Origin of the sequence: Mesorhizobium sp. M6A.T.Ce.TU.002.03.1.1, assembly GCF_003997275.1 — a bacterium.
In the GTDB taxonomy this organism is placed as follows: domain Bacteria; phylum Pseudomonadota; class Alphaproteobacteria; order Rhizobiales; family Rhizobiaceae; genus Mesorhizobium; species Mesorhizobium mediterraneum.
This window is the reverse complement of sequence record NZ_RZTI01000007.1, coordinates 18467-42663: the sequence shown is the minus strand read 5'-3', so window position 1 is coordinate 42663 and position 24197 is coordinate 18467. Positions and strand designations below refer to the sequence as shown.

Here is a 24197-nt window from a genome sequence, read left to right as displayed (position 1 = left end):
GAGCGGTATCTGATGGACACTATACGTGGCCATGTGGACCGGCATGCCGGACACAATCCGCAATCGGTGGCCGTTCTGGCCGCGGGACGCCCACCCCTCACCTATGAAGGGCTGGGGCGCCAGATCCACTATGTCGGCGAAAAGCTGGCGCTGGAAGCTGTCGGGCCAACGGGCCGCGTCGCGCTCATCCTGCCCGAAGGAGCGGAAGCAGCGGTTGCGATCGTGGCGGTGGTAGCCAATGCGGCATGCGCTCCGCTGAACCCGGCATGGCCCGCATCTGAGCTTGAAGCACAGCTCAGCGCGCTAGGTGCCCAAGTCCTGATCGTGCCGCACGGCTGGGAATCGCCGTTGCTCGCCTTGGCGGCGTCACTGAACATCCGGATCCTGCAACTCGTTTCGCAGCCCGATGCGGCGGCCGGGACCTTCTCGCTGACAGCCGCTGGTCGAGGGCATCGCGGTGACCAGCCGTTGGCTGCGCCTGACGATGCCGCACTGCTCTTGTTCACATCGGGCACGTCTGCGCGGCCCAAGCTGGTACCGCTGACACATCGAAACCTTTGCGTTTCGGCGCGCAACATTTGCGCGGCGGTGGATCTCCGGCACACCGACCGGTGCTTGGGCATGATGCCCCTGTTTCATATCCATGGCATCAGCAGCCTTTTGTCATCGCTGGTATGCGGAGGCTCTTATATCAGCGTGGAGGGCTTTTCCGCCGACCGCTTCTTTAGCTGTCTCAGCGACCTCAAGCCGACCTGGTATACGGCTTCCCCGGCCGTGCATCGCACGATCCTCGATCAGATCCGTCTCTGCCGCGAAGACCCGCGCCAGAGCGGATTGCGCTTCATTCGCTCGGCTTCGGCGCCAATGCCGCCACAGCTGATCGCGGATACCGAAAGCGCGTTCGGCGTACCGTTTGTCGAAGCCTACGGGATGACCGAGGCGGCGCCGCAGATTGCGAGCAATCGCCTTCCGCCGTTCGAACGCAAGCCAGGCTCCGTGGGCAAGGCTGCCGGTCCAGAAATTGCCATTATGAATGAAGCCGGACGTCTGTTGCCGCCCGGCGGGAGTGGCGAGGTGGTCATTCGCGGCCCAAATGTCATGCACGATTATGATGATCGCACTGACAACCAAGCCGCTTTCATCGATGGCTGGCTGCGGACAGGCGACATAGGCCACCTCGATGCCGAAGGTTATCTGTTCGTCACCGGCCGCCTGAAGGATATCATCAATCACGGCGGCGAAAAGATCTCGCCGCGGCTGGTGGAGCAGATCCTGCTCCAGCATGCCGCGATCGGACAGGCGGTTGTTTTCGGCGTTCCCCACCTGGTGCTCGGCGAGACGGTCGCCGCAGCGGTCGTGCTCAAGGCGGGGCAGAAACAATTTACGCCGGTTCAGCAGATCCGCGACTTTGTCGCCGAGCGGCTGGCACGCTCGAAGGTGCCGCAGTGGATCGTTGTGGTGGATGAGATCCCCGTCGATTCCAGCGGAAAGGTCAATCGCAAACATCTGGCCCTGACGCTCGCTCTGCAACAACAGAACGCTCAACGCGATCCGCCACAGACTGGCAAAGTGATTGCCCGAACCGCCACTGAGCGCCGGGTGGCGGCGGTTTTTGCCGAAGTTCTGGGAATCGAACCGCCCGGCATTCATGACGATTTCCTCGACCTGGGCGGTCATTCACTTATCGCCATGCAGGTTCTCGCCAGGTTGCAGGAGATATTCCAGGTTACGTTGCCGATCGATTGCATGTTTGAACGCCCGACCACTGCGCGACTTTCGGAGCGCATCGGCGAGCAGATGGCCGATCTCGTAGCGGATGGCAGAGCGCGACTGGAGCAAGGATCGACGACTTCTACGCAGGCCGCGAAACACATCCCCCGGCGGCAAGGAGGAACGCTCGCACGGCTCTCCTCCGTGCAAAAGCGCGTCTATTTTCTTGATCGGATGGGTGCCGGCGGCGCCTACAATATGTCGGCCTCGCTCTGGCTGACAGGCCCGCTCGACGAGCGTGCATTGGCGCTGTGCCTCGACGAAATTCGCCGACGTCACGACATCCTGCGCACGACCTTTCACATGCGCGAGGGCGGACCAGTGCAAGTGGTTTCCGAATTTCAGGAAACCAGGCTGGTGATGATTGATCTGTCCGGCCACAAGGCGGACGCACGAACCGCCGAGGCAAAGCACCTCGCCAGCCAGGACGCTGGCGAACCGTTCGACCTGGCGCAAGGTCCCCTGTTTCGCGCCAAGCTGATCCGGCTGACATCCGACGAGCACGTCCTGCTTCTGACGATGCACCACATCGTTTCCGACGGCTGGTCGATCGGCGTCCTCTACACCGAGTTGAGGCAACTGTACGAAGCATTTCATGACGACAGGGCGTCGCCGCTCGATGACTTGCCGCTTCAGTACGGCGACTTCGCAGCCTGGCAGCAGCACGGCGTCGAGGCCGGCGAATTCGAGCGCCAGACCGGTTACTGGATCCGTCAGCTCAAGGAGATGCCGCCGGCCTTCACGCTTCCGACGGACCGCCCTCGCCCGGCCATTCAATCCTATCGCGGCGGCACCATACAGGCCCTGATCGACCGTCAAACGACGGATCAACTTAAGGCGCTGGGTCAAAGCCATAATGCGACCGTGTTCATGACGTTTCTGGCGGCCTTCAAGACATTGCTCCACCGCTACAACGGGCAAGACGATTGCGCCGTCGGCGTGCCGATCGCAAACCGCCCGAGCAAGGAGTTGGAGCCGCTGATCGGGTTCTTCGCCAACACGCTGGTTTTGCGAACGCCGCTTGCGGGCGACCCGTCATTCCTGGAATTGCTCGGCCGCGTCCGGTCGACGGCGCTTGACGCCTACGCGCACCAGGATGTTCCTCTCGAGCGCATCGTTGAACAGTTGAATATCCCGCGCGATCCCGGCCATGCGCCGTTGTTCCAAGTCATGTTCGCGTTTCAGAACATCCCAGGGTTGCCAGGCTCGGTCTTGCCCGCTCAGTCGGCAACTGATCACGTGGCGGGACCTTGCTTCGATCTCGCGCAAGGTCTCTCAGCGGAACCTGTGCGCATCGACAAGGTGACGGCGAAGTTCGACCTTACTCTGTACCTGTCGGAAACCCCGGAAGGGATGTCCGCGACTTGGCAATTCAACGCTGATCTGTACGAGCCGGCCGCGATCGACCGGCTGGCACGGCATTTCCAGACCTTGCTCGAAAGCATAGGAAGCGATCCCGGGCAAAGACTGTCGGAACTGTCCCTGTTGCCTGAGGTCGACCGCCGCCAGATCGAAATCGACTGGAACCACACCGAAGCCAGCGAATTGCTGGGGCAGGATTATGTCCAGCTGTTCGAAGCGCAGGTCGAGCGAACACCTGATGCCACAGCCGTGCTGGGCGGGGACCGGCAGTTCACTTATCGGGAGCTCAACGAGCGAGCCAGCCGGTTCGCGCGGTATTTTCGCCGCAGCGGCGTTGCCCGCGAGACATTGACAGCGATCTGCCTGCCGAGGTCTGCCGAGATGCTGGCGGTGCTGCTCGGGGTGTGGAAGGCCGGCGGTGCGTTTCTGCCCCTCGACCCCGAACATCCGTCCGAACGTATTGCTTTTATGCTGCGTGACGCCGGCGTGAGCTTGCTCATCACCGAGACATCGCTGCTGCCAAAATTCCCCTCCACGTTTCAGTCGATGGCCATCGACAGCTCCGACCACACCCGAACCATCTGCATCGACGCCTGCCATGCTTCCCTAGCGCTGGAGGACAGTCACAACGTTGGCACCATCCCTGCGTCCGACGCGCTTGCCTACGTGATCTACACGTCAGGCTCCACAGGCAAACCCAAAGGCGCGATGATCACGCAGGCGAATGTCGGCCACTATGCGCAGGCGATGGTCCGCGCTGTCGCAATCCGTCCGGACGACATCTACCTGCACACGGCTTCGTTCTCGTTTTCCTCCTCGATACGGCAGTTTGCCGTTCCGCTCTCCTGCGGTGCGGCCGTGGCCGTTGCTTCGGCCGAGGAACTCCGCGATCCGCATTTGCTGTTCGAGATGGTACGCCACCAGCGCGTATCAGTGCTGGACCTTGTTCCATCATTCTCGGCCGGCTGCCTGCAGGTCTTGATGTCGCTCGATCAACCCGTGCGGGCAAGCTTGCTCGACAATCAGCTACGGCTCGTGCTTTCAGCCAGCGAGCCCTTGCCCAGCGCCTTGATAGAAAAATGGCGGCACCTCTGCAGACCCGGGACAAGATTCATCAATATGTTCGGCCAGACCGAGACGACAGGGATCGTGATGATCTATCCCGTCCCGGCCGAGGGCGGCGCGGCGAAGGTCGTCCCGATCGGTCGGCCGATTGCCAATACGCAGGCCTATGTGCTGGACACGTCCCGCCGCCCGGTGCCGGTTGGCATCGGCGGTCACTTGTATGTCGGCGGCGGCGGTATAGGAGCCGGCTACATCAATCATCCGGAGCATACGGCGAAGAACTTCGTCCGAAATCCGTTCAGCCCGCATGACGGCGCGCGGCTCCATCGAACCGGCGATCTGGCCCGATACCGGCCTGACGGGACGATCGAAATTCTCGGCCGCGCCGACGAACAGGTGAAGATTCGCGGTTTCCGTATCGAACTGGGCGAGATCGAGGCTGCGATTCACACACACCCGGACGTGCGCGAATGTGTCGTCGGCGTGGTGGAGGATGCTGCCACAGACGATAATATCGGCGATCGCAAATGTCTGGTGGCCTTCGTTGCGGCCAATGAGCAGCATGATGCGCAAGTGCCTGCTCTGTCCGGGCGCCTGCGCGAATTTCTGAAGCAGCAGCTCCCGGAATACATGCTGCCGCAACGCATCGTCATGCTGCAGCGCTTGCCTCGCACGTCGAACGGAAAAGTCGACCGACGGGCACTGCTCACCAAGGAGGCGCAGACGGCTCGATCAACTGTCGTGACGCATCCCTCCAGCCGGGTCGATCTGCGCGTGGTCGCGCCAACCGACGACGAGACGATCCTGACGGGGGTCTGGAAAAAGGTGTTGCGGCTCGATGAGGTTGGGCTACACGACAACTTCTTCGACCTAGGCGGCAATTCCATCCTGAGCATCAATGTTGTTGTCGAAGCCAGCAGGGCCGGTCTGCACGTCGATCTGCGTCAGCTCTATCAGCATCAGACGATCACCGATCTGGCTCGCGCAGTCGCCCAGGCACGGCATGACATCGGGCCAACCGTCGCGGCTGCACCGGCATCGAGCGGAAATGGCGGGAAAATTCTGGTGACGATTGAAAGCCTTCGCGTCTACGGTCGCGAAGCGCTGACACGGGCTGGATTGAGCCTCAAGGGTGCGGAAATCGTCGCGGAAGTCCAACTCGAGGCGAGCCTGCGCGGACAGCCGACGCACGACATGGTCAGCATTCCGCGTTATGCCGTGCGGATTGCCTCGGGCAAGATCAACGCCGATCCTCAAATACGGATCGAGCACGAGACCGCCACCATCGCGCGGATCGATGGCGACAACGGCCCGGGCCAGTGGGTCAGCACGGTGGCGATGGACCTCGCCATTCAAAAGGCGGGCAGGCACGGCGTTGGAATTGTCGGCGTCCGCCGCTCCAACCATTTCGGCGCCGCCGGCCACTATGTCTGGCAGGCAGCGAAGAACGGTCTCATCGGGCTCTGCACGACCAACGGACCGCTGATCCTGGCACCGACGGGCGGGGTCACGCCGACATTCGGCAACAATCCGCTCGGTGTCGGCATTCCGGCAGGGCGACATTTCCCTATCCTTCTCGACGTCGCCATGAGCGTCGCGCCTCGCGGCAAGATCGGCCTGTCCGTGGCGGAAGGCAGTCCGTTGCCGCCGGGCTGGATTCTCGACCGGTCGGGGCGCCCTTCGACCGATCTCGGCGATCTCGCCGCAGGGCTTGGCGTGCCGATCGGCGGACACAAGGGATATGGCCTGGCCCTGGTGATGGAGGTGCTTGCGGGCGTGCTCAGCGGCGCGGGTTTTGGCAGCGATCACCATCAGGACAGATTGCGCGAGAGCGCCCAGGCGCCCGACTACGGCCATTTCTTCATGGCGCTGGATCCACAGCGATTCATGCCGGCGTCGGAATTCACCGAGCGCGTCGACCGCCTGATCGAGCAGACCAGGAACGGCGAACGTGCCGAAGGCGCCACCGAAATCCTGATCCCCGGCGAAATGGAATTGCGCGCCCGCGAGGAGAGCCTGAGGGAAGGTGTGCGGTTGCGCTCATCAACTTACAGGGCTCTCGTCGCCTATGGACGGAAGGCAAAGCTCGACGCCGAACTGAGTGCCGTGACCGAAAACCAGCTTGCAGAGGGCCATGGCTGAACACTTGCACGATCCCGCGCCCGATCTGAATGGTCGCATGATGGCGTTCGACCGGGCCGAGTTGGAGCAGACCATCCCGGCGCGTTTCGACACAGTGGTCCGCAGGTATGGCTCGCACGTGGCGATTGGCGGCGACCGGCATCGATGGACATACGACGACGTTAAACGACGCTCCAATCAGCTGGCCCGGGCAATCCTCGAGCACACGCAGCCCGGGCGCGGATGCGTCGCCTATCTTGTCGACCATTCGCCGGACATGGTGATCTGCGCGCTGGCGGCGCTCAAGGCGGCAAAGGCATTCCTTTGCCTCCATCCTGGTATGCCGCTTGCAGCACAGCGCGACATACTCAGCGATGCGGCGCCGGATCTGCTGCTTACCGATGCGTCTCACGCGCCTGCCGCGCATGACCTTGTCGATGACCACAGGCGGGTTCTCCTGCTTGAGGACATCGACGCGCGTTATTCGGCTGATGCGTTGCATATTCCGATGGACCCGGGTGACCCGGCCGCAATCTTCTACACCTCTGGAAGCACCGGGCGGCCGAAAGGGGTCGTGAAAAGCCATCGCACCGTGCTGCATCGGGCCTGGCTTTGTGCCCGGTATGACGGGGTGAACTCCACAGACCGGCAGTCCCTCCTGACATATTGCAGTTTCGCCTCATCGGAGGCGGACGTCTTCGGCGCGCTTCTCAACGGAGCCACGCTGGAACTCTACGATGCTGCATCGGGTGGTCTCGGTGGTCTCGGGGCGTGGATTGATAAGCGTCGCGTAACCTTACTGCACCCTCCGGTGATGTTGTTTCGCAAGTATCTGTCGATGCTCGCGGGCTCGGGCCTGCATCCATCGGTACGCTTGGTGGCGCTGGCGGGTCAAACGGTCGTTGCCTCGGACGTCGAGCAATGGCGCCATCACTTCGCGACGTCCTGTGCCTTGCGCCATCGCTTCTCTTCCACCGAAGCCGGTCACATCGCGGTGGCTTCGGTAGCTCCGGGCGAGTTGCTCGCGCCAGGCACGGTACCGGCGCCGCGACCAGTCGCGGACAAGTCTCTCCTGGTCGTCGATGAAGATGGCCAGCCGGTCGAACAGGGAGGCGTCGGCGAACTCGTCGTCCGCAGCGCTTTCCTGGCAGACGGTTATTGGCGGCAGGCGTCCGAAACGGCAAAGCATTTCGGCACCGACCTCAATTTTCCCGATCAGCGTGTGTTTCACACCGGCGATATCGGGCGTTTATCGAGCAACGGTCTTGAATTCCTCGGACGGCGCGACGACCAGGTCAAGATTCGCGGGTATCGCGTTGAAACGCGGGAAATCGAGCAGGCTTTCCTGCTGCTTCCAATGGTGAATGAAGTCGCGGTCATCACCGAACTTCGCCAGGATGCGCACTCCCTTGCCGCCTTCGTCGTGATAAAACAGGGAGCCTTGTTTCAGACTGACGCATTAAGGGCCAGCTTGAGGTCGATCCTCCCACAGTGGAAAATTCCGGGCCGAATCCACGCGATCGAGTCGTTGCCGCTGACGCCAACCGGCAAGATAGACAGGCTGCTTCTGCAGCAATATTTGCAGGCACCTAGTGGCCCCACCAACAACGGCCAGACCGCGCAATCGTCCGACAGGAAAGTGAACGGGCCAACTGCAAAACTGATCAAGAGATGGAAAGGGCTTTTTGCCTGGGCTGGTATTCGGTGAAAGGCGAGCGACCATTCAGGATCGGCATACCTGCTGCGTCTCTCGATCAAAGGAACAGCGCCCGCTTGGTCGCTGCGATGAGTCCTTGTTAGCCGCACAGGCTGTGAGTTAAAAGCACGCAAGCATTCGATGTACCGCCAAGCTTCCCAAAAGGCGGACGATCATCGATCCAGGGGGCTTGCCGATGAACGTGCGGCCAATTATCCAGCCTATCCGTGCGATACCGAGCGACGGTCCCGCGCATGTTATTGCCGGCATCTTCGCCACGGAACTGCAAATTCCGACCGCGGACATCGACGATAGTTTCTTCGATCTCGGGGGCGATTCGCTGACCGCCGAAACTCTCGTTCTTGCCGTCCAAAACCGGTTCGGCATCAAGCTCCAGACTTCGGTCCTGCTGGCGGCGCCGACGCCGCGTGAATTTGGCAGGCTGGTCGCGTCCTTGACGCCAACCCACCCCGCACGGCAACTCATTGTGCCGGTATCCGGCGGTTCCGGCCATGAGCCGATCGCAATGATCCACGGCATTTCGGGATCGGCGCTGTTCGCCAATCGCTTCGGAAAGCGCCTCAAGGAGAAATACGCGGTGATGGCCGTGCGCGGCATGGGTCTTGAGCCCGGCGAAACACCGTATTCCAATCTGGACGAAATAAGCGCCAACTATTTTGAAGGCCTGACCTCAGTGACAGGCCGACACCCACATATAATCGGCGGCATCTGCCTTGGCGGTTTGCTTGCGATCGAGGTCGGGCGCCTCACCTATGAAGTGACTGGCGAGCGGCCTGCGCTGCTGCTCATCGATCCGCCGCCGCTCGGCTCGGCCTGGCTGAAGCCGATACCGGACGACCGCATGACCGCCAGCAGGCGGCGCCAGATCACGCGCAAGGTCGTCTATTGGCGCCTGCTTCGCGACGGCTTGGATGCCGCTGGGCTGGGACAAACGCGCATCGGGCGTCACACCCGGCAGAAAGCATTCAAGAGCGCCCTCGTCCGCGCCGCTGCCGGATTCTCGCCTTCGTCTTACCCCTGCGATATCCTGGTTCTCGCCAGTTCGGAATGGAGCGCCGCAACGGTGGAGCAATACAGGGGCTGGGCGTCTGAAAAAACCAGGATAAAAACCGTTGTCGTCCCGGGCACGCACGACAAGTTTCGCGAAGCCAACATGGAGGCGATCGACGACGAGATCATCGCATTCCTCGCGGCCAGAGACGTTGCCGTGATGCGCGAACCCGCCTCGCTATAGCATCGCGGGGATCAGCGCCCAAGCCTTCCCGATGACAAGCCTTCCCGATGAAAGGATGGAAGGATTCGAAGGTCCGCGAGACGGGCTGCAGCTGCCCGGCGACGGTGTGGAAACCGACCAGCGCCATTTCAAGCCTCAACAACTACGAGATGGAGAAGCGCGGCGAATTTCCCGCGTCGTTTCAATGTGCCAATCGACATGCAACTTACGCCTGCGCGCGGCGAGGCGCACTCTACGGGACAACGAAATTCCTGCCTGCAGCGAACAGGTCGCGACGGCCAACGCTCACTTTGCCGCGTCGGATGCACTCGAATCAACCGAGCGTCCCGTCGTCAGGCCATCACAATTTGGAACGCCCTGAAGCCGGCAAAGAGCTGGCGCTAACCACCGTCACTTTTCGCTCAGCGGAGCGCAAGGACGAAAGTGCGTCCTGGGAAATGCCCTCGTCGGTGATCACCTCGTCGATTTCGGAAATATCCGAAAGCGTGCAGAAACCAGGTGCGGTGAACTTCGAGCTGTCGACGAGCAGGATCGTCTTGCGGGCGGAAGAGATCATGGCGCGCTTGAGCGACGCCACCTCGAGCGAGGTTTCCGTCAGCAGCGTGCCCGTGACGGCCGAAGCGCCGGTCATGCAGAGGTCGGCATGAAGCGTTCTGATGAAACTCTCGCCCGGCTCACCGGCAAGGTGCCGATAGCCAGGACGGACAGTGCCGCCCGGCAGGATGATGCGCCAGGATTTGATGTCGGCCGCGAAATCGGCGATCTGGAGACTGTTCGTCACCACGGTCAGCGGCAAATCCCGCTCGGCGGCGGCGCGCACCACCTCCATGACGGTCGAGGAACTGTCGAAGATGACGCTGTCGCGAGCACTCAGCCGCTGCGCGGCCTCGCGCCCGATCGCTACCTTCTCGGCGTGCTGCAGTTCCGCATTGACGGTCATCTCGCGTTCGAAGGTGGCGCGCATCGGCTGCAGCAAATGTGCGCCACCGTGGGTGCGTTCGAGATACCCCTTTTCCACCAGGTGTTCGAGGTCGCGCCTTACCGTTGATTGCGATCCGCCAATCGTGTCGGCGAGCTCCTGGATGCTGGCCGCCCCGCTGACCCGCAGGTGCTCCAGGATGAGAGCCCGCCGCTTGGCGGGAAGCATCTCGACGCGTCTGCTTGGAGAGTCCATGCTTCACCCGCTCGGTAGCCGACGGCGAGGTCGACGGATTTCAGGCCAGATCGTTCAATCTCTACCAAATCGTATAGCCGCAATCCACAACCACAACCGCGCCGGTCATAGCGCTCGCAGCATCCGAGGCAAGGAAGAGGATGGAAGCGGCAATCTCGTCGGGGCGCGCAACGCGCCTCATCGGCGTCATCTCCATCCACACCGGCATCAGCTTGTTGTCAGTGAAGCCGCCGCGCGACATGACAGTATCGACATAGGTCGGCGCGACACAGTTTATCCTCACGCCGCGCTCGGCCCATTCTCCGGCAAGGCTGCGTGTCATGTGGTGAACGGCGGCCTTTGCGGTGTTGTAGTGCACCTGACGCTGCGGCTTGTTGGAAATCAATCCGGACATGGAACCCAGCGTGACGATCGCGCCACGGCCACGTTCGAGCATGGGTCTTGCGAATTCCCGGCATGACCAATAGGCGCCATTCAGGTCGACGTCGATCACCTTCAGCCATACGTCGTCGCTCATATCCTCCCCGCCTGTGTCGGGCCAGGCGATCCCCGCATTGGCGATCAGGATATCGACCGCGCCGTGACGCTCATTGGCAGATCGAGCGGCTGCGGCAACGGCCTTGGAATCGGTTACGTCGAGCTGTACCGCTTCGACCTGGTGGCCCTTCCGCTTTAGCTCGTCACGCCCCGCCTCCAACACCTGAGGATCCATGTCCGATATGGTAACCCGTGCGCCAGCCTCCGCGAGCGCTTCGGCCGTCGACAGGCCGATGCCGCGGCCGCCGCCGGTGATGAAGGCAGTTTTACCGTCAAGTCGGAACCGTTCGAGAAACATGGAATTTGTCCTTCAGGCGCGTTGGAGTGCGGGACCGGCGTCGGCGTGGCGGTGTTGTCCGAGGATGAGCAGACAGCCTGCGGTGAAGCTGTCACCCAGGCCGAGCGTCGTCACTGGCTTCTCCAAGTAGGGAGAAGCGCAGGCAACGAAGGTCCAGCGTCCCTTGCGGACGGGCGTTTCGAAAGGAAGTGGATGGAATTCGGCCGTCGGTGCGATCGCGATGGTTCGCGCGGGTTCTCCATTCGCCGCCCTGGCGCTGGCGATAGCGCAGCCTGCCATCAGTGCGCGTTCCTCTTCCTTTGGATCGTTCAAGGTTGCGGCGGCGGCCCATGTATCGGCATGCACGCACACCCGCTCAAGATCGAGACGCTCGCCTAGCGCCACAAGAGCCTCCATGGGATGGTGGGCGGACGGGCTCATGGCGAGCAGTTCGGAATGGCTCATTCCGAGCGAGGTGATCGCACCGCGGGAATGGGAAAAAAGCTCCTCGACTGCCTGCTGCGTGGCATAGCCCGCCAGCTCGAAATGGATCGTCTTGAGGCCGGCTGCCTTCCAGTCGCGGCTGAGAGCGAAGACGTGCCGGCTGGCGGCGCCGACATTCTCCACCGCCTCGTCGTTCAGCCCGGCAAGAAGCCCGGCTGCGGCTGACGGCGCCAGCCGGCGCGACATGGTCTCGAAATCCTGGTCATGCTGAATTCCGCGGTCGCAGAAGCGCACGATGACACGTGAGGAGCGGGTCGGCACGACGGCGCCGATCGCGCGGCCGGCGGTGAATTCGAAGATGAAGATTTCCGGGATGTGCGGACCAGCCGGGGACACTGCATCCGGCGTCTTGAGCGTCTCGCTTTCCGCCAGCAGAACGCCGGCCGGTATCAACCGCAGCATTGCCGCGTGACGATCCTCGATGGCGACCAGGGAGCGGACCCCAAGTTGCCCTAGCACCCAAGCCGCCTGAGGACCGGTTCCGCCCAGTGCATAGCGCAGCGGCAAGCGCTCGCGCAGCCACGCCGGGCCTTCCGGCCAGTCGAACCGCACCTCGCCGCCCACCCCGCGCGCGGCACGCGAAAGAAGAAGATCGGCGAGTTGCGCCGCAGGGCTGCCGTTCGGTGCGCCCAGAAGCGGCTGCATGTCGTGCATCTCGACCCGCGCATCGATGCATGCGCTGATGCCGCACAGGAACAGGCCCGCCGACGCAAGGGCATCCGCGCCAAGCGAACCGGACCGCGGATCGATCAGGGCGCGATAGCGTTCTGCGCACGATGCGACGAAACCATCCCTCACGGCCGCGCTCCTCCTCACCTCTGCCGACACTGCCAATTGCTATCATTATCTTCCACAGCGTCAATGCAATTCTGTAGCTTCGCGCCGGAATTGCGCAGAAATGGCGTTGCGGAGCCGGCTCATGGGGCATCGCAGCACGCAATTCGTGCAAATGCTCAGAGTGCGCCATTCGTTGGGGCTCCTGAATATATTATAATGAAAACAATGTGTTAATTCTAGGCAAATCCTAACTTATGGCAGATGAATGAGATTGGCGCGCCGCCACGTGCCCTCATCACGCAAATTAGAAAGATTTAGGTAGCTATTGACAGATTGTGAGAAATATCTGCCTATGACGTTGGAACGGCGAAGCAAGAGCGCGGCAACAGAGCCGCCCAAAATGTCCACCGAGGAACAACTATGGTCACGAGACTCGACAGGAAGCTGGCAAACATTCGCGCCGGCCGCTACAAGCCGACCGATTTCGTCATTGCCGATGCCAAGGACAGCGACGTTGGCGCCGGCGTGACCGCTACAGGCTTCGACTATTCGGTCAAGCCGCCGCGCCGCCGTAGCCGCCAGGAGTTCATCGCCCAGATCGAGGAGATCATCAAACAGGACATCGTCGACATCATGCTGGTGTCGCAGTCCAACCTTGATCTTCTCGACGAGCGTGGCGCTTTCTTCGGCAGTGAGATGAAACCGGCGATCCGCGGCAATCTGGAAACGATGTGCTGGGGCGCCGTGCGTCACGGCGTCTATACCCAGAAGCCGTCGGTGCCATTCCGCGATGCCAATCTTTCGCGCGCTATCGCCAACTATCCGACGCGCGGCACGGACCTTGCTCTCTATTCGGTTTCCTTCAGCAACGATGTCGAACTCGACATCCGCACGTTGAATGCCTTTGCCGAGTTCCGCGCCGAGGCGGCTCGGACCAACTTCAAATATTTCTACGAGGTCTTCAATCCAAGCGTCGATATCGGTCTCAGCAGCGAGCAAATCGGCGAATTCGTCAACGACAACATCATCAAGTCATTGGCGAGCGTGCCGAAGGCCGAGCGTCCGCTGTTCCTGAAGACACCGTATAACGGGCCGAAGGCGATGGAAGAACTCGCCAATTTCGATTCCGAGTTGATCGTCGGCGTGCTCGGCGGCGGGGCTGGCACCACCCGCGACACGTTCGAGCTCGTCGCCCAGTCGCAGCGCTATGGCGCTCGCCTGGCGCTCTTCGGCCGCAAGATCAACCTCGCCGAGGCGCCGCTTCACCTCATCGTTTTGATGCGGGCGGTTGCTGACGGCACAATTGGCCCGGAGGAAGCCGTGCGCGCCTATCACGGCGACCTGCAGAAGCTCGGCCTGACGCCAAACCGCCCGCTCGCGGACGACCGGGTGATCACGGAAGACGTGTTGACGGTCGCAGCCGCCAAGGCCGCCTGACGCCGGAACTGGTGAGCGGCGCATGCAAAACGCTGTCGGTTAGGAAAGCGACCCTCCAATGGGTCATTGCGCCCGCGAGTAGGAGGCTCGCGACGCTCACTACGTGGTAGAAAAAGGGAGGAATACTATGAGGAAGATGCTGTTTCTTGCGACGACGATCCTCGCCGCCGCTCTTTCTGCGTCGGCGAATGCCGAGCAGAAAGAGGTGACTGTCTGGTCCTGGTTCGTGCAGAGCACGATGAACAAGTCCATCGCCGCCTTCGAGAAGGCACATCCGGACGTCAAGGTGAAATATACCTATTACAACTATTCGCCCGAATACATCACCGCCCTGAAGGCGGCGGCGGCGTCCGGGAGCCTGCCTGACGTGATCGGTCTGCAGCCGGGATCGCTCACCCAACAGTATCGCGAAAATCTTGAAGCGGTGAACGAGCGCGCCGCCAAGCAGTGGGGCGACAAGTGGGCGGAAAAGATCTTCCCGGTCAACCGCAGGCAGATGCTGATGGGCAATCCGAAGGGCGACGAAAATTATTACATCATCCCCCAGGAATCCCAGGTTCTGTGCATCTGGTACAACCGCAAGGTCTTCGAAAAGCTCAATCTTTCGGCACCAAAGACCTATGACGAGTTGAAAGCTGCGGCCAAGGCGCTGACCGACAACGGCTATATTCCGATGTTCCAGGGCGCGGCCGACGGCTGGCAGAACGAGAACGTTTTCCTCATGCTCGCCAACCAGTTCTCGCCGGGCATCGTCGACAAGGCCCAGGCGGGCGAAACGCCCTGGACAGCACCGGAACTCGTCGAGGCGATGAAGGCCTGGAAAGGCCTTTTCGACGACGGCATCTTCCAACAGGGAGCGCTTGGGGCGCATGCCTATCCGACGGGCGCTCAGCTCTTTGCACAGGGCAGGGTCGGCATGATGGCGCTCGGCTCCTGGTGGATGCAGGAAAGCAAGTTCCCTCCCCCACTGTCCGAGTTTGTCCAGAACATGGACGGCTTCGACTTTTTTTATCTGCCTCCTGTCAAGGACGGCAATCCAGCGAGCCCGCCCGTCGGCGGCATCGACATCGGCTACGGCCTGACCAAGAATGGTGGCAAGAACCCCGAAGCCTGGACTTTTCTTGCCGAACTCACCAACGGCGTTGGCCTTCAGGAGGCGTTGAATGACCTCAACGACCTCCCGGCGTTCGAGGGCTATTCGCCGAAGGGCGACATTACCGATCACGTGAAGGAGATGTCGGCCCGCTTCATGGCAGACCTGCCCAAGGCGGAAAACCAGCGCTTTGCCTCGCCGGCAGTCGCCGAGGCGCTCGACAATGCGCTTGCCGGCGTCGCGGCTGGCAGCATCGAGCCGGAAGCAGCGCTCGCCACCGTGCAGGCGGCGACCGAGAAGGCACTTGCTGCAAAGTAACCTGGGACGAACGACCGGGCGCAGACGCGCCCGGTCGCTTTCATTCTGAAATGGCAAGCATCATGAGCACAGAAGCTATGCGAGCCGGATCCACCATCGCGAAGGTCGGGCGGCGATCGGCATCCAGAGCTTCGCGGCTCTATCTTTTCGTGCTTCCGGCGACGCTTCTGTTTGTCGTCTTCATCGCCTATCCGATTCTCTGGGTCGCCGGGCAGAGCCTCTATGTCGGCACAAGCGCCGGAGCGGTCTTTGCCGGACTTGCCAACTACAGGACGGTTCTCGGCGATCCGACCTTCTGGACCGTGGTGCGCAACATGTTTCTGTGGGGCGTCATCACCATACCGGTGCAGATGCTGATTGGCGGGCTGCTCGCCTATTTCATCGAGCGCCATACCCACGCCCTTCGCGGCTTCTTTCGCACCATGTTCTTCCTGCCCGTGGTGACCTCGGTTTCGGTCATCAGCCTGGTTTGGGTGCAAATTTACGCGCCCTACTATGGCATTGCCCAGGAGTATTTGAAGCGCGTCGGCATCGTCATGGCGACGTCACCGATCGGCGACCCGGAGACGGCGATCTATGCGCTGATCATCGTCAACATCTGGCAATGGACCGGCTTCTCGATGCTCATGTACATCGCCGGCATCGCCAACCTGCCCAGCGAAGTGCTCGATGCCGCCCGCATAGACGGAGCGAAGGGCTGGCGGCTTGCCGTGCATGTGATCGTGCCGATGCTTGCCCCTGCAACGAAATCCCTGCTGCTCCTGGGCGTTATCGGCACATTGCAGACCTTCCCCATCGTGCACCTGATGACCGGCGGCGGACCGAACCGGGCCAGCGAGGTCTTCGGCACATTCATCTTCAAGCAGAGCTTCGTGCTGGGCGACACAGGCAGCGGGGCCGCGCTCTCCGTCATCGTGCTGGTCATCGCGCTCACCCTCTCGCTGATCCAGATCGCAGCGCTGGGCGCCCGCCTGACGCCCGCGGCAAGGCAGCATCCGTGATGATGCCCCTCACCCGCCTCCGAATCCGCGGCATGCTCATCCATGCCGTCCTCTTCATCGTGCTCGGCTTCTGGATGGTGCCCCAGATCTACATGCTGTCGATCGGGCTGCGCACCCCGGCTCAGGCCTTCGACGCAGAGCTCTTCACCTGGCCGGTGACCTTCGACAACTTCGTCACCGTCATTCGCGACAATCCGCTGGGGGCCATTTTTCTGAACAGCCTGATCATCACGGTTGCGACAGTGGTGATCGTGGTCGCGGTCTCCTCGCTGTTCGCCTTCGCCTGCGCAATCCTGAGGCTGAAGGGCTCGATCTTCCTCTACACCACGCTGCTCACGACCTTGATGGTTCCGCTCGCCTCCATGGTCCTGCCGCTCGCCATCCTCCTTCAGAATTTCGGCTGGGTGAACACCTATATCGGACTCATCCTGCCCTACGCGGCGCTCGGCGTGCCGTTTGCCATGGTCATCCTCAAGTCCTTCATGGAAGATGCCCCGCGTGAACTCTTCGAGGCGGCGCGGGTAGATGGCTGCAACGCCTGGCAAACCTATTGGCACGTGGCCTTGCCGCTGGTGCGGCCGGCCCTGGTCTTCGTCACGATCTGGCAGTTCATCGTGACGTGGAACGAGTTCTTCCTCGCCCTCATCGTTCTCACTAAGAGCGAGATGAAGACGCTCACCATCGTGCCCATGCAGTACTCCGGCCTCTATATGGCCAATCCCGGCGCCCTCTTCGCAATCCTTACGCTCATCGCACTTCCCCTCATCCTCCTTTATGTGCTGGTGCAGCGCGCCTTCGTGCGGGGCCTGCTCGCCGGTGCGGTCAAAGGCTAGACCCATGGCAATGCTTTCGATCGACAAAGTCACCAAGGCCTTCGGCAATACGACCGTCATTCCGGAACTGTCGCTGACAATCGAGGACGGCGAGTTCTGCGTCCTGGTGGGACCGTCGGGCTGCGGCAAGTCCACACTGCTTCGGATCATCGCCGGGCTGGAGCCGATCAGCTCCGGCCGTATCCTGATCGATGGCGTGGATATGAGCGGTGCCGAGCCACCGGCAAGAGGCGTGGCCATGGTGTTCCAGTCCTACGCGCTCTATCCGCACATGGATGTCGGCCGCAACATCGGTTTCGGCCTGAAGATCGCACGGACGCCCGCCGCCGAAATCGTTGAACGCGTAAGGCGTGCTGCCGAGAAACTGCGGCTCGGCTCCTATCTTAAGCGCAAGCCACGAGAGCTTTCCGGCGGACAGCGCCAGCGTGTCGCGATCGGCCGCGCCATGACACGCAAGCCGAAACTCTTCCTGCTCGACGAGCCACTTTCCAATCTCGACGCGGCATTGCGTGTCGGCATGCGGGTGGAGATCGCGCGGCTGAAGGCTGAACTGGCATCCACCATGGTCTACGTCACGCACGACCAGGTGGAAGCCATGACGCTTGCCGACCGCATCGTGGTGATGAATGGCGGGCGCATCGAACAGGTCGGCACACCGCTCGAGCTTTACCATCGGCCAGCCAATTTGTTCGTTGCCGGATTCATTGGTTCGCCGGCGATGAATTTCCTGAACGGCAAGGTTGCTGCCATTCGCGAGATGGTCGTGACCGTGGCTCTTTCCTGGGGACCGGTACTAGACATTCCGGTCGAGCGGCATGTCGAGCCCGGCGATCGCGTTACGCTGGGCATTCGGCCGGAACATGTCGTGCTTGCGGGCCACGGACAGGCCGATGCCCATGTCGTGCAGGCTTCCATGGTCGAACTGCTTGGCAGCGACACATTCATACATGCCAATGAACGCGAGGAAAGCCTGATCATTCGTGACAGCCGAGGCCGGATCGTGCGGGCGGGCGAACGCATCGCAATCACGCTGCCGGCTGACGTCTGCCACCTTTTCAACGAGGCCGGAGACAGAATTTCCAATGCAGCCGCCGCGCATGCGGAACGCGTCCTGCTCAAGGAGCGTGTCAACTGATCGGGCTGCCGCGACACAAGCTTAAAACTTCAAACAGGGGCTAAGAGGAAATCATGACGGATTTTCAGGGAAGAAAGATTCTGGTGACGGGCGGCAGCGGCGGCATCGGCGGCGCCACCGTTCGGCACCTGGCGCGAGCGAACGCCGACGTGATTGCTGCCGGACGCTCCCGCGAAGCGCTCGTTGCGATCGCAAAGGAGACGGGCTGCCGCACTGTGACCTTCGACCTTGCCTCGGAAGACGAGATTCGCGGCGCTCTCGAAGGGCTCGACCTCTGGGGAGTGGTCAATTGCGGCGGTTTCGGCGGCGAGATCGCGACGCCGATGGATACAGACATCGCCATTTTCGACAAGGTCATCACCATCAATGCGCGTGGTGCGCTATTGGTCACCAAATATGCAACGCAGCAGATGGTCCGCATCGGCAAGGGCGGGGCGATCGTCAATGTCTCCAGCCAGGCGGCGCTGGTCGCGCTCGAGGGGCACATTTCCTACGGCTCTTCGAAGGCTGCGCTCGAAAACATCACGCGCTGTTCGGCTTTGGAGTTGGGCAAATACGGAATCCGCGTCAACAGCGTCAATCCGACCGTGGTCATGACACCAATCTCGTCCGGCCACTGGAGCCAGCCGCATGTCGCCGAACCCTTCCTGAAACAGATGCCGCTCGGCCGGTGGGCAACAGAGGACGAAATCGCCGGCCCGATCGTGTTCCTGCTCAGCGATACGGCCTCGATGATCACCGGCGTGTCGCTCCCCATCGATGGCGGCTATACCTGCCGATGAGGCCTATGACCGCGGTCCTACCGAGAAGCTGATGCTGCCGGTTCTTCGAACTTCGCCGCGCCGGTCATGATGGCGACGACATCGGCCATGGTGTGGGTTTTCGGACTGACCACGGCCGCACGTTTGCCGAGCCGCATGATGTGGATGCGGTCGGCGATTTCGAAGACGTTCGGCATGTTGTGGCTGATCAGGACTACCGGCAGTCCACGCTGCCGGATTGCCTGGATCAGGTCGAGAACCTGGCCAGTTTCCCGCACGCCGAGTGCTGCTGTGGGCTCATCCATGATCGCAAGCTTCTTGGCGAATAGTGCCGCTCTGGCAACAGCGACGCCCTGACGCTGACCGCCTGACAGCGCTTCCACGGCGCTGCCGATCGACGGCAGGCGGAATTTCAGTTCCGCCATGCTGCGTTCTGCCTCTGCTCGCATGCCCTTCTTGTCGAGCATGCGCAGGACATTGCCGAGGAATCCGGGGCGGCGGCGTTCCCGACCCAGAAACAGATTGCTGGCGATATCGAGCGCGGCCGCAACGGCGAGATCCTGGTAGACCGTCTCGATGCCCAGCTTGCGTGCGTCCAGCGGACCCTTGAAGTGGACGGGTTGGCCGTCCAGCAGGATGTCGCCGTTGTCAGGGACGATCGCTCCGGTCAGCGCCTTGATCAGCGAGCTCTTTCCAGCGCCGTTGTCGCCAACGACCGCCAGGATTTCGCCGGAGCGCAGTTCGAAATCGACACCGTCGAGAGCGGTGATGTGCCCGTAGCGTTTGATCACGTTGCGCGCTTCGAGGACGACGCCAACTGGAGCGGTCGCCACCGGCTCTCTCGGCTCGACAGGCGTCATCACCGCCTCCCTCTGGTCAATTGATCTAGCGCGACCGCCACGATCACGAGAATGCCTGTGACCAGATCCTGCCAGAGCGGATCAATGCCGGCGAGCGTCAGCCCGTTGCGCAGGACGCCGACGATCAGCGCGCCTATCAGTGTGCCGATCAATCCGCCCCGGCCACCGAACAGGCTGGTGCCGCCGATGACGACGGCGGTGATGGAATCGAGATTGGCGGTCTGCAAGGCATTGGGGTCGGCGTTGGGGATCCGGCCGAGCGCCAGCCAGGCCGCGATCCCATAAATGAACGCCGCAAGGACGTAGACCGAGAGGAGAAGTCGGCCGACCGGTATGCCGACAAGCCTGGCGGCTTCCGGATTGTTGCCGACCGCGTAGACATGTCGCCCCCATTGGGTCTGGTTGAGAAGGAACCAGACCATTCCATAGAGGAGGAGCATGATGATGACGCCGTAGGTGACGATGAAGCCGTTCAGGCGGACGGTGTTTCCCGTCCAGCCGAGAATTTCGTCGGTGACCGGAAATGCCCCGCCCGCCGAAATCAGCCTGAGCGCGGCGGTGATGATGCCCAATATACCGAGCGTCACGATGAAGGGCGGCAGGCGCAGACCGCTGATCAGGCTTCCAGCCGCGACACCGGCCGCCGAGCAGGCGAGAACGGCCAAGCCCATGGCCGCAATCGGATCATAGCCGCTGTTGGCCAGTTTTCCGGCAAGGATGGTGCCCAATACGCATATCGCCCCCACTGCGAGGTCGATGCCGGCCGTCAGGATGATCAAGGTTTGGCCAATGGCCAAGGTACCGATGATCACCGTCTGCTGGAGAATGATCGACAGGTTTTGTGTGGCGAGAAAACGCGGATTGGTCAGGGAAAAGATCAGGCCGAAAGCGAGCAGTACAAGCAGTGGACCAACCGATGGCGTGCCGACGAACCTCGCGGCAATCTTGGACATCCTGCCGAAAGAGAGTGCTGATGCCGAATTCATAGTGCCCTCTGGAACGGTCGCCACGTTTCCCGACCTCAAGGGTTGGGCCGGAAACGAACGGGACCATGCCGATACAGATACACCGCCTTGTCGACGGCCTGTCCAGCATGGTCCCGCCGGGAGGATTCAGAAATCAGTCGCCCCAGCAGTTCTTGAGGCCCCATTCGGTATCCTTGGAGTCAATCCCTTCAACCGGCTTGTCGGTGATCAGGAACGACCCCGTATTGACGAACCCACTCGGCTTCTTGCCGTTGGTCGCATAGTCCGCGACCGCATCGACACCCATGGCCGCCATCTTGTAGGGGAACTGCATGACGGTCGCGGCGATCTTGCCGGCTTTGACGTCGCGAACGCCGGCACAGCCGCCGTCGATCGAGGTCAGCATGACATCGGCCTCTTTGCCGAAGGATTTCAACGCCGCGTAGGCGCCGGCGGCGGCTGGCTCGTTGATGGTGTAGACGGCATTGATCTCGCCATTCTTCGAGAGCAGGTTTTCCATGCCGACCTGGCCCTTGTCCTGCGCACCGTTGGTAATGGCCGAGCCGGCAATAGCCGGATCACCTTCGGCGAGCCCGAAGCCCTTCAGATATCCATTGTGCCGGAACGTATCGACCGTGCCGCCAGGCGTTCCATCGAGCATGGCAAGCACCGGCTTCTTGTCGCCGAGCGCCTTGCGGGCATAGGCGCCCTGCTCCACGCCGGCCTCGAAATTGTCCGTGGCAAACGTCGCGTCGACGGCATCGGCCGGCTCGGTCGCGGTATCGAGCGCGATCACGAGGACCCCTGCATCGCGCGCCTTCTTGATGACACCCAGCATGCCGGTCGAATTGTTCGGCGTCACCAATATACCTTTGGCGCCCGCGCTGATCAGATCCTCGATCGCAGTGACCTGGCCTTCATTGTCGCCGTCGAACTTGCCGGCGCGGGCGATCAACTTGACGCCCTTGGCCTTGGCCGCCTCTTCGGCAGCCTGACGCATTTTTACAAAGAACGGGTTGACCTCCGTCTTGGTGACGAGGCCAACAATGACTTCCTCGGCCGAGGCATGGGCGGTCACTGCAAAGGCAGTCCCGAAGAACACAAGGCCCGCAACGGTTGATTTCACGACGGTTCCGGATTTGGTGCCGGTCGACATAGGCAAAGTGGACATGAAACTCCTCCCGAGTTGTTGAACCCTTCTCCCAAAGGCCCACTGAGTAACGCATACGTTTTGCGTACCGTCAAACATTATATCCATAATTATGTATGTTTTTATACATTATTGTAGGTGTTAGCCGCGCCTCAGGGCGCGCTCTGCATGACGAGGATGCGATTCCGCAACAGAAATCGACGGGGTGGCAATCGTCCTTTCAGGCCACCGATTTCGTTTCTTCCGCCGGCCGGTCGAGAGACGCCGCCCTGTTCAGATCGTGCATGGCCTTGCGCACGGCCTGGCTGTCGCTGAGCTGCCGATAATTCTTGTAGAGAGACCGGTAGGCGGCCGCGCTTTCGCGACGGGGCCGATAGGGCGTGAAGGTGCGCGCGCCGAACCGGGCCGTGCCCTCGGCGAAACCGTTCACCAGTTCGGCCGCGACCGCACCATGGACCGCCGCGCCGACGGCCGTTGCATGGGCAATGCTTGGAACCTCTACGACACGCCCCAGCACGTCGGCCATGATCTGCACCAGCAATGGATTGTTCTGAGCCAGCCCGCTCGTCAGGATCACGCGGTTGATAGCAAAATCGCCGGCCTCGAAGAGGTCGACCACCGTGCGAGCGCCAAAACACAGTGACTCGATCAGTGCGCGGTAGATGCCGACGCCCGTGGTCTCGGTGGTGAGGCCGACAAGCATGCCGCTGAGGTCTGAATCCGCGAGCGGCACGCGGTTGCCGTTCCACCAGTCGAGCGCTACGAGATGGTTAGCGCCGGGTTCGAGCCCGGCCGCCTCGCGATTGTAGACACGGAAACTTTCTGCTTCGTCGGCACCACGCGGAAAGGCCTTCACGAACCAGGCGAGCGTGTCGCCGAACCCGGCCTGCCCGGCCTCGTAGCACCAGAGATCACGAACCGATCCATCCTTGGCCACGCCTTCAATGCCGGGCGGCAAAGGACGGAACTGTTCGTTCAACAAGAGATAGACAGCCGAAGTCCCGAGCGCACCGACGAGACAGCCGGACGACACGGCCCCAACCGCGGGCAGCACGACGTGTGAATCAATGACCGCCACCGCGACGATCGCGCGACCGCCGACTCCGGTGCGCGCCCGCCATGCCTCAGACAGGCTTCCAGCCGGCGTGCCAATACGGTGCGGCACCGAGAGCTTTTCGGACAGGCCGGGCACGATGCCCTGCGGATAGCCTTCAGTCTCGGAATACTGGGCCTTGTAGGCTGCAAATCCCAGACTTCGCACTTCGCGGCCGGTCAGCTGCCAGACAAGCCAATCGCCGGACTCGATAAACCGGCCGGCCGCGCTCCATATGTGCGGTGCTTCGCCCGCGATCTGGGCGGCCTTTGGAAGCAGCCATTCCCCGGAAAGCTTGCCGCCGAAATTGCGCAGGAAGGATCCGCCGACACGGTTGATCGCGTCCGCGTAGGGCTGCGCGGCGCGATGCTTCCACAGTTTTACATAGGCATGGGGCTCGCCAGGATGAAGTTCGGAGAGGGCTGTGCCGTCGGTGGTGGTCGGCATCGGGGAGCTTGCCGAGAAGCCCAGCCCGATCGACTCGATGACCCGTCCGCGCCCCAACACACCTAGAATTTCTTCCGCCGCATCGAGATAGTCGGCGGCGTTCTGCAACGCCCATGACCGCTGCAAGGGCGTGCCGTCAAGAAGGCTCTGCGTCATGACGTCATGGCGATAGACATGCGTGTGGCTGCCGATCTGCTCGCCGGTTGCGGCGTCAAGCAGAACGCCGCGGGCTGACCCGGTACCGTAGTCCAGTCCGATGACGTAGGTTGCGGTCATCTCGCCTGCTGTTTCTCGAGTGGCCTGTAAACCGCCTTCTCGACTGCCTGGAGCAGCATCGAGCCGTGGCCATTGCTGAGCACGACGCGATCACGGTCAGGCCAGACGGGATTGGTGGCGTTCTCGACTGCATCCACTGACAGCGCGCGAATGGCTTTCGCCAGGAGATCCGGGTGGGCGAAGTCCTTCTGCGCTGACAACATGTGAGGGCCCGTTTGATCGAGTGACGTAGAAACGTCGGAACAGCGCGGGTCAGCCACGCAAGTTTGTTGGTTCTCCCAGAAGGCGTC

At 61.8% G+C, this 24197-nt stretch carries 17 protein-coding genes; 9 read left to right on the top strand and 8 right to left on the bottom strand.

The window, feature by feature from the left end:
• Positions 1–12 precede the first annotated feature (12 nt).
• The 3 genes from EOC93_RS03835 to EOC93_RS03825 all read left to right on the top strand — a co-directional run bounded on the left by EOC93_RS03835 (position 13) and on the right by EOC93_RS03825 (position 9269).
• Positions 13–6339, top strand: coding sequence for a non-ribosomal peptide synthetase (locus EOC93_RS03835; protein WP_127203895.1), 6327 nt, complete (start codon positions 13–15; stop codon positions 6337–6339).
• A complete protein-coding gene (locus tag EOC93_RS03830; RefSeq protein WP_127203894.1) occupies positions 6332–8026 on the top strand; it encodes an AMP-binding protein in 1695 nt (564 codons plus the stop codon). Before EOC93_RS03835 ends, EOC93_RS03830 begins: the two co-directional genes overlap by 8 nt.
• A 184-nt stretch (positions 8027–8210) precedes the next feature.
• Complete coding sequence (locus tag EOC93_RS03825; RefSeq protein WP_127203893.1) at positions 8211–9269, top strand: alpha/beta fold hydrolase; 1059 nt, start codon at positions 8211–8213, stop codon at positions 9267–9269.
• A 340-nt stretch (positions 9270–9609) separates the two neighbouring features.
• On the opposite strand, the gene EOC93_RS03820 is transcribed toward EOC93_RS03825, so the two are convergent.
• The 3 genes from EOC93_RS03820 to EOC93_RS03810 form a co-directional block, all read right to left on the bottom strand.
• Positions 9610–10443, bottom strand: a complete 834-nt coding sequence (locus tag EOC93_RS03820) for a DeoR/GlpR family DNA-binding transcription regulator (RefSeq protein ID WP_095483648.1) — start codon at positions 10441–10443, stop codon at positions 9610–9612.
• A 61-nt stretch (positions 10444–10504) separates the two neighbouring features.
• Positions 10505–11278 (bottom strand): SDR family oxidoreductase, encoded by a 774-nt coding sequence (locus tag EOC93_RS03815; RefSeq protein WP_127203892.1) that lies wholly within the window; start codon positions 11276–11278, stop codon positions 10505–10507.
• A gap of 12 nt (positions 11279–11290) precedes the next feature.
• Positions 11291–12559, bottom strand: coding sequence for an ADP-dependent glucokinase/phosphofructokinase (locus EOC93_RS03810; protein WP_127203891.1), 1269 nt, complete (start codon positions 12557–12559; stop codon positions 11291–11293).
• A gap of 399 nt (positions 12560–12958) precedes the next feature.
• Between EOC93_RS03810 and EOC93_RS03805 the strand changes: the two genes are divergently transcribed.
• The 6 genes from EOC93_RS03805 to EOC93_RS03780 all read left to right on the top strand — a co-directional run bounded on the left by EOC93_RS03805 (position 12959) and on the right by EOC93_RS03780 (position 19137).
• Complete coding sequence (locus EOC93_RS03805; RefSeq protein WP_127203890.1) at positions 12959–13975, top strand: hypothetical protein; 1017 nt, start codon at positions 12959–12961, stop codon at positions 13973–13975.
• A 127-nt stretch (positions 13976–14102) separates the two neighbouring features.
• A complete protein-coding gene (locus EOC93_RS03800) occupies positions 14103–15386 on the top strand; it encodes an extracellular solute-binding protein (RefSeq protein WP_127203889.1) in 1284 nt (427 codons plus the stop codon).
• A 62-nt stretch (positions 15387–15448) separates the two neighbouring features.
• Positions 15449–16387, top strand: coding sequence for a sugar ABC transporter permease (locus tag EOC93_RS03795; RefSeq protein ID WP_095483991.1), 939 nt, complete (start codon positions 15449–15451; stop codon positions 16385–16387).
• Complete coding sequence (locus tag EOC93_RS03790; RefSeq protein ID WP_095483643.1) at positions 16387–17220, top strand: carbohydrate ABC transporter permease; 834 nt, start codon at positions 16387–16389, stop codon at positions 17218–17220. Before EOC93_RS03795 ends, EOC93_RS03790 begins: the two co-directional genes overlap by 1 nt.
• 4 nt (positions 17221–17224) lie before the next feature.
• Positions 17225–18355 carry a sn-glycerol-3-phosphate ABC transporter ATP-binding protein UgpC gene (ugpC, locus tag EOC93_RS03785; RefSeq protein ID WP_127203888.1) on the top strand — a complete coding sequence of 377 codons (1131 nt, stop codon included), beginning with the start codon at positions 17225–17227 and terminating at the stop codon, positions 18353–18355.
• Positions 18356–18408: 53 nt separating this feature from the next.
• Entirely contained in the window at positions 18409–19137 is a 729-nt protein-coding gene (locus EOC93_RS03780; protein ID WP_127203887.1) for an SDR family oxidoreductase, read from the top strand.
• 17 nt (positions 19138–19154) lie between these two features.
• Here EOC93_RS03780 and EOC93_RS03775 read toward each other — a convergent pair whose 3' ends face one another.
• The 5 genes from EOC93_RS03775 to EOC93_RS03755 all read right to left on the bottom strand — a co-directional run bounded on the left by EOC93_RS03775 (position 19155) and on the right by EOC93_RS03755 (position 24110).
• Positions 19155–19976: an ATP-binding cassette domain-containing protein gene (locus EOC93_RS03775; RefSeq protein WP_095483640.1), complete on the bottom strand. Its 822-nt coding sequence runs from the start codon at positions 19974–19976 to the stop codon at positions 19155–19157.
• Complete coding sequence (locus tag EOC93_RS03770) at positions 19976–20962, bottom strand: ABC transporter permease (protein ID WP_127203886.1); 987 nt, start codon at positions 20960–20962, stop codon at positions 19976–19978. Before EOC93_RS03770 ends, EOC93_RS03775 begins: the two co-directional genes overlap by 1 nt.
• 133 nt (positions 20963–21095) lie before the next feature.
• Complete coding sequence (locus EOC93_RS03765; RefSeq protein ID WP_206532210.1) at positions 21096–22067, bottom strand: substrate-binding domain-containing protein; 972 nt, start codon at positions 22065–22067, stop codon at positions 21096–21098.
• A 244-nt stretch (positions 22068–22311) separates the two neighbouring features.
• Positions 22312–23907, bottom strand: coding sequence for an FGGY-family carbohydrate kinase (locus EOC93_RS03760; RefSeq protein WP_127203885.1), 1596 nt, complete (start codon positions 23905–23907; stop codon positions 22312–22314).
• Positions 23904–24110, bottom strand: a complete 207-nt coding sequence (locus tag EOC93_RS03755) for a hypothetical protein (RefSeq protein WP_127203884.1) — start codon at positions 24108–24110, stop codon at positions 23904–23906. The genes EOC93_RS03760 and EOC93_RS03755 overlap by 4 nt, the downstream gene beginning before the upstream one ends.
• Positions 24111–24197: the final 87 nt, after the last annotated feature.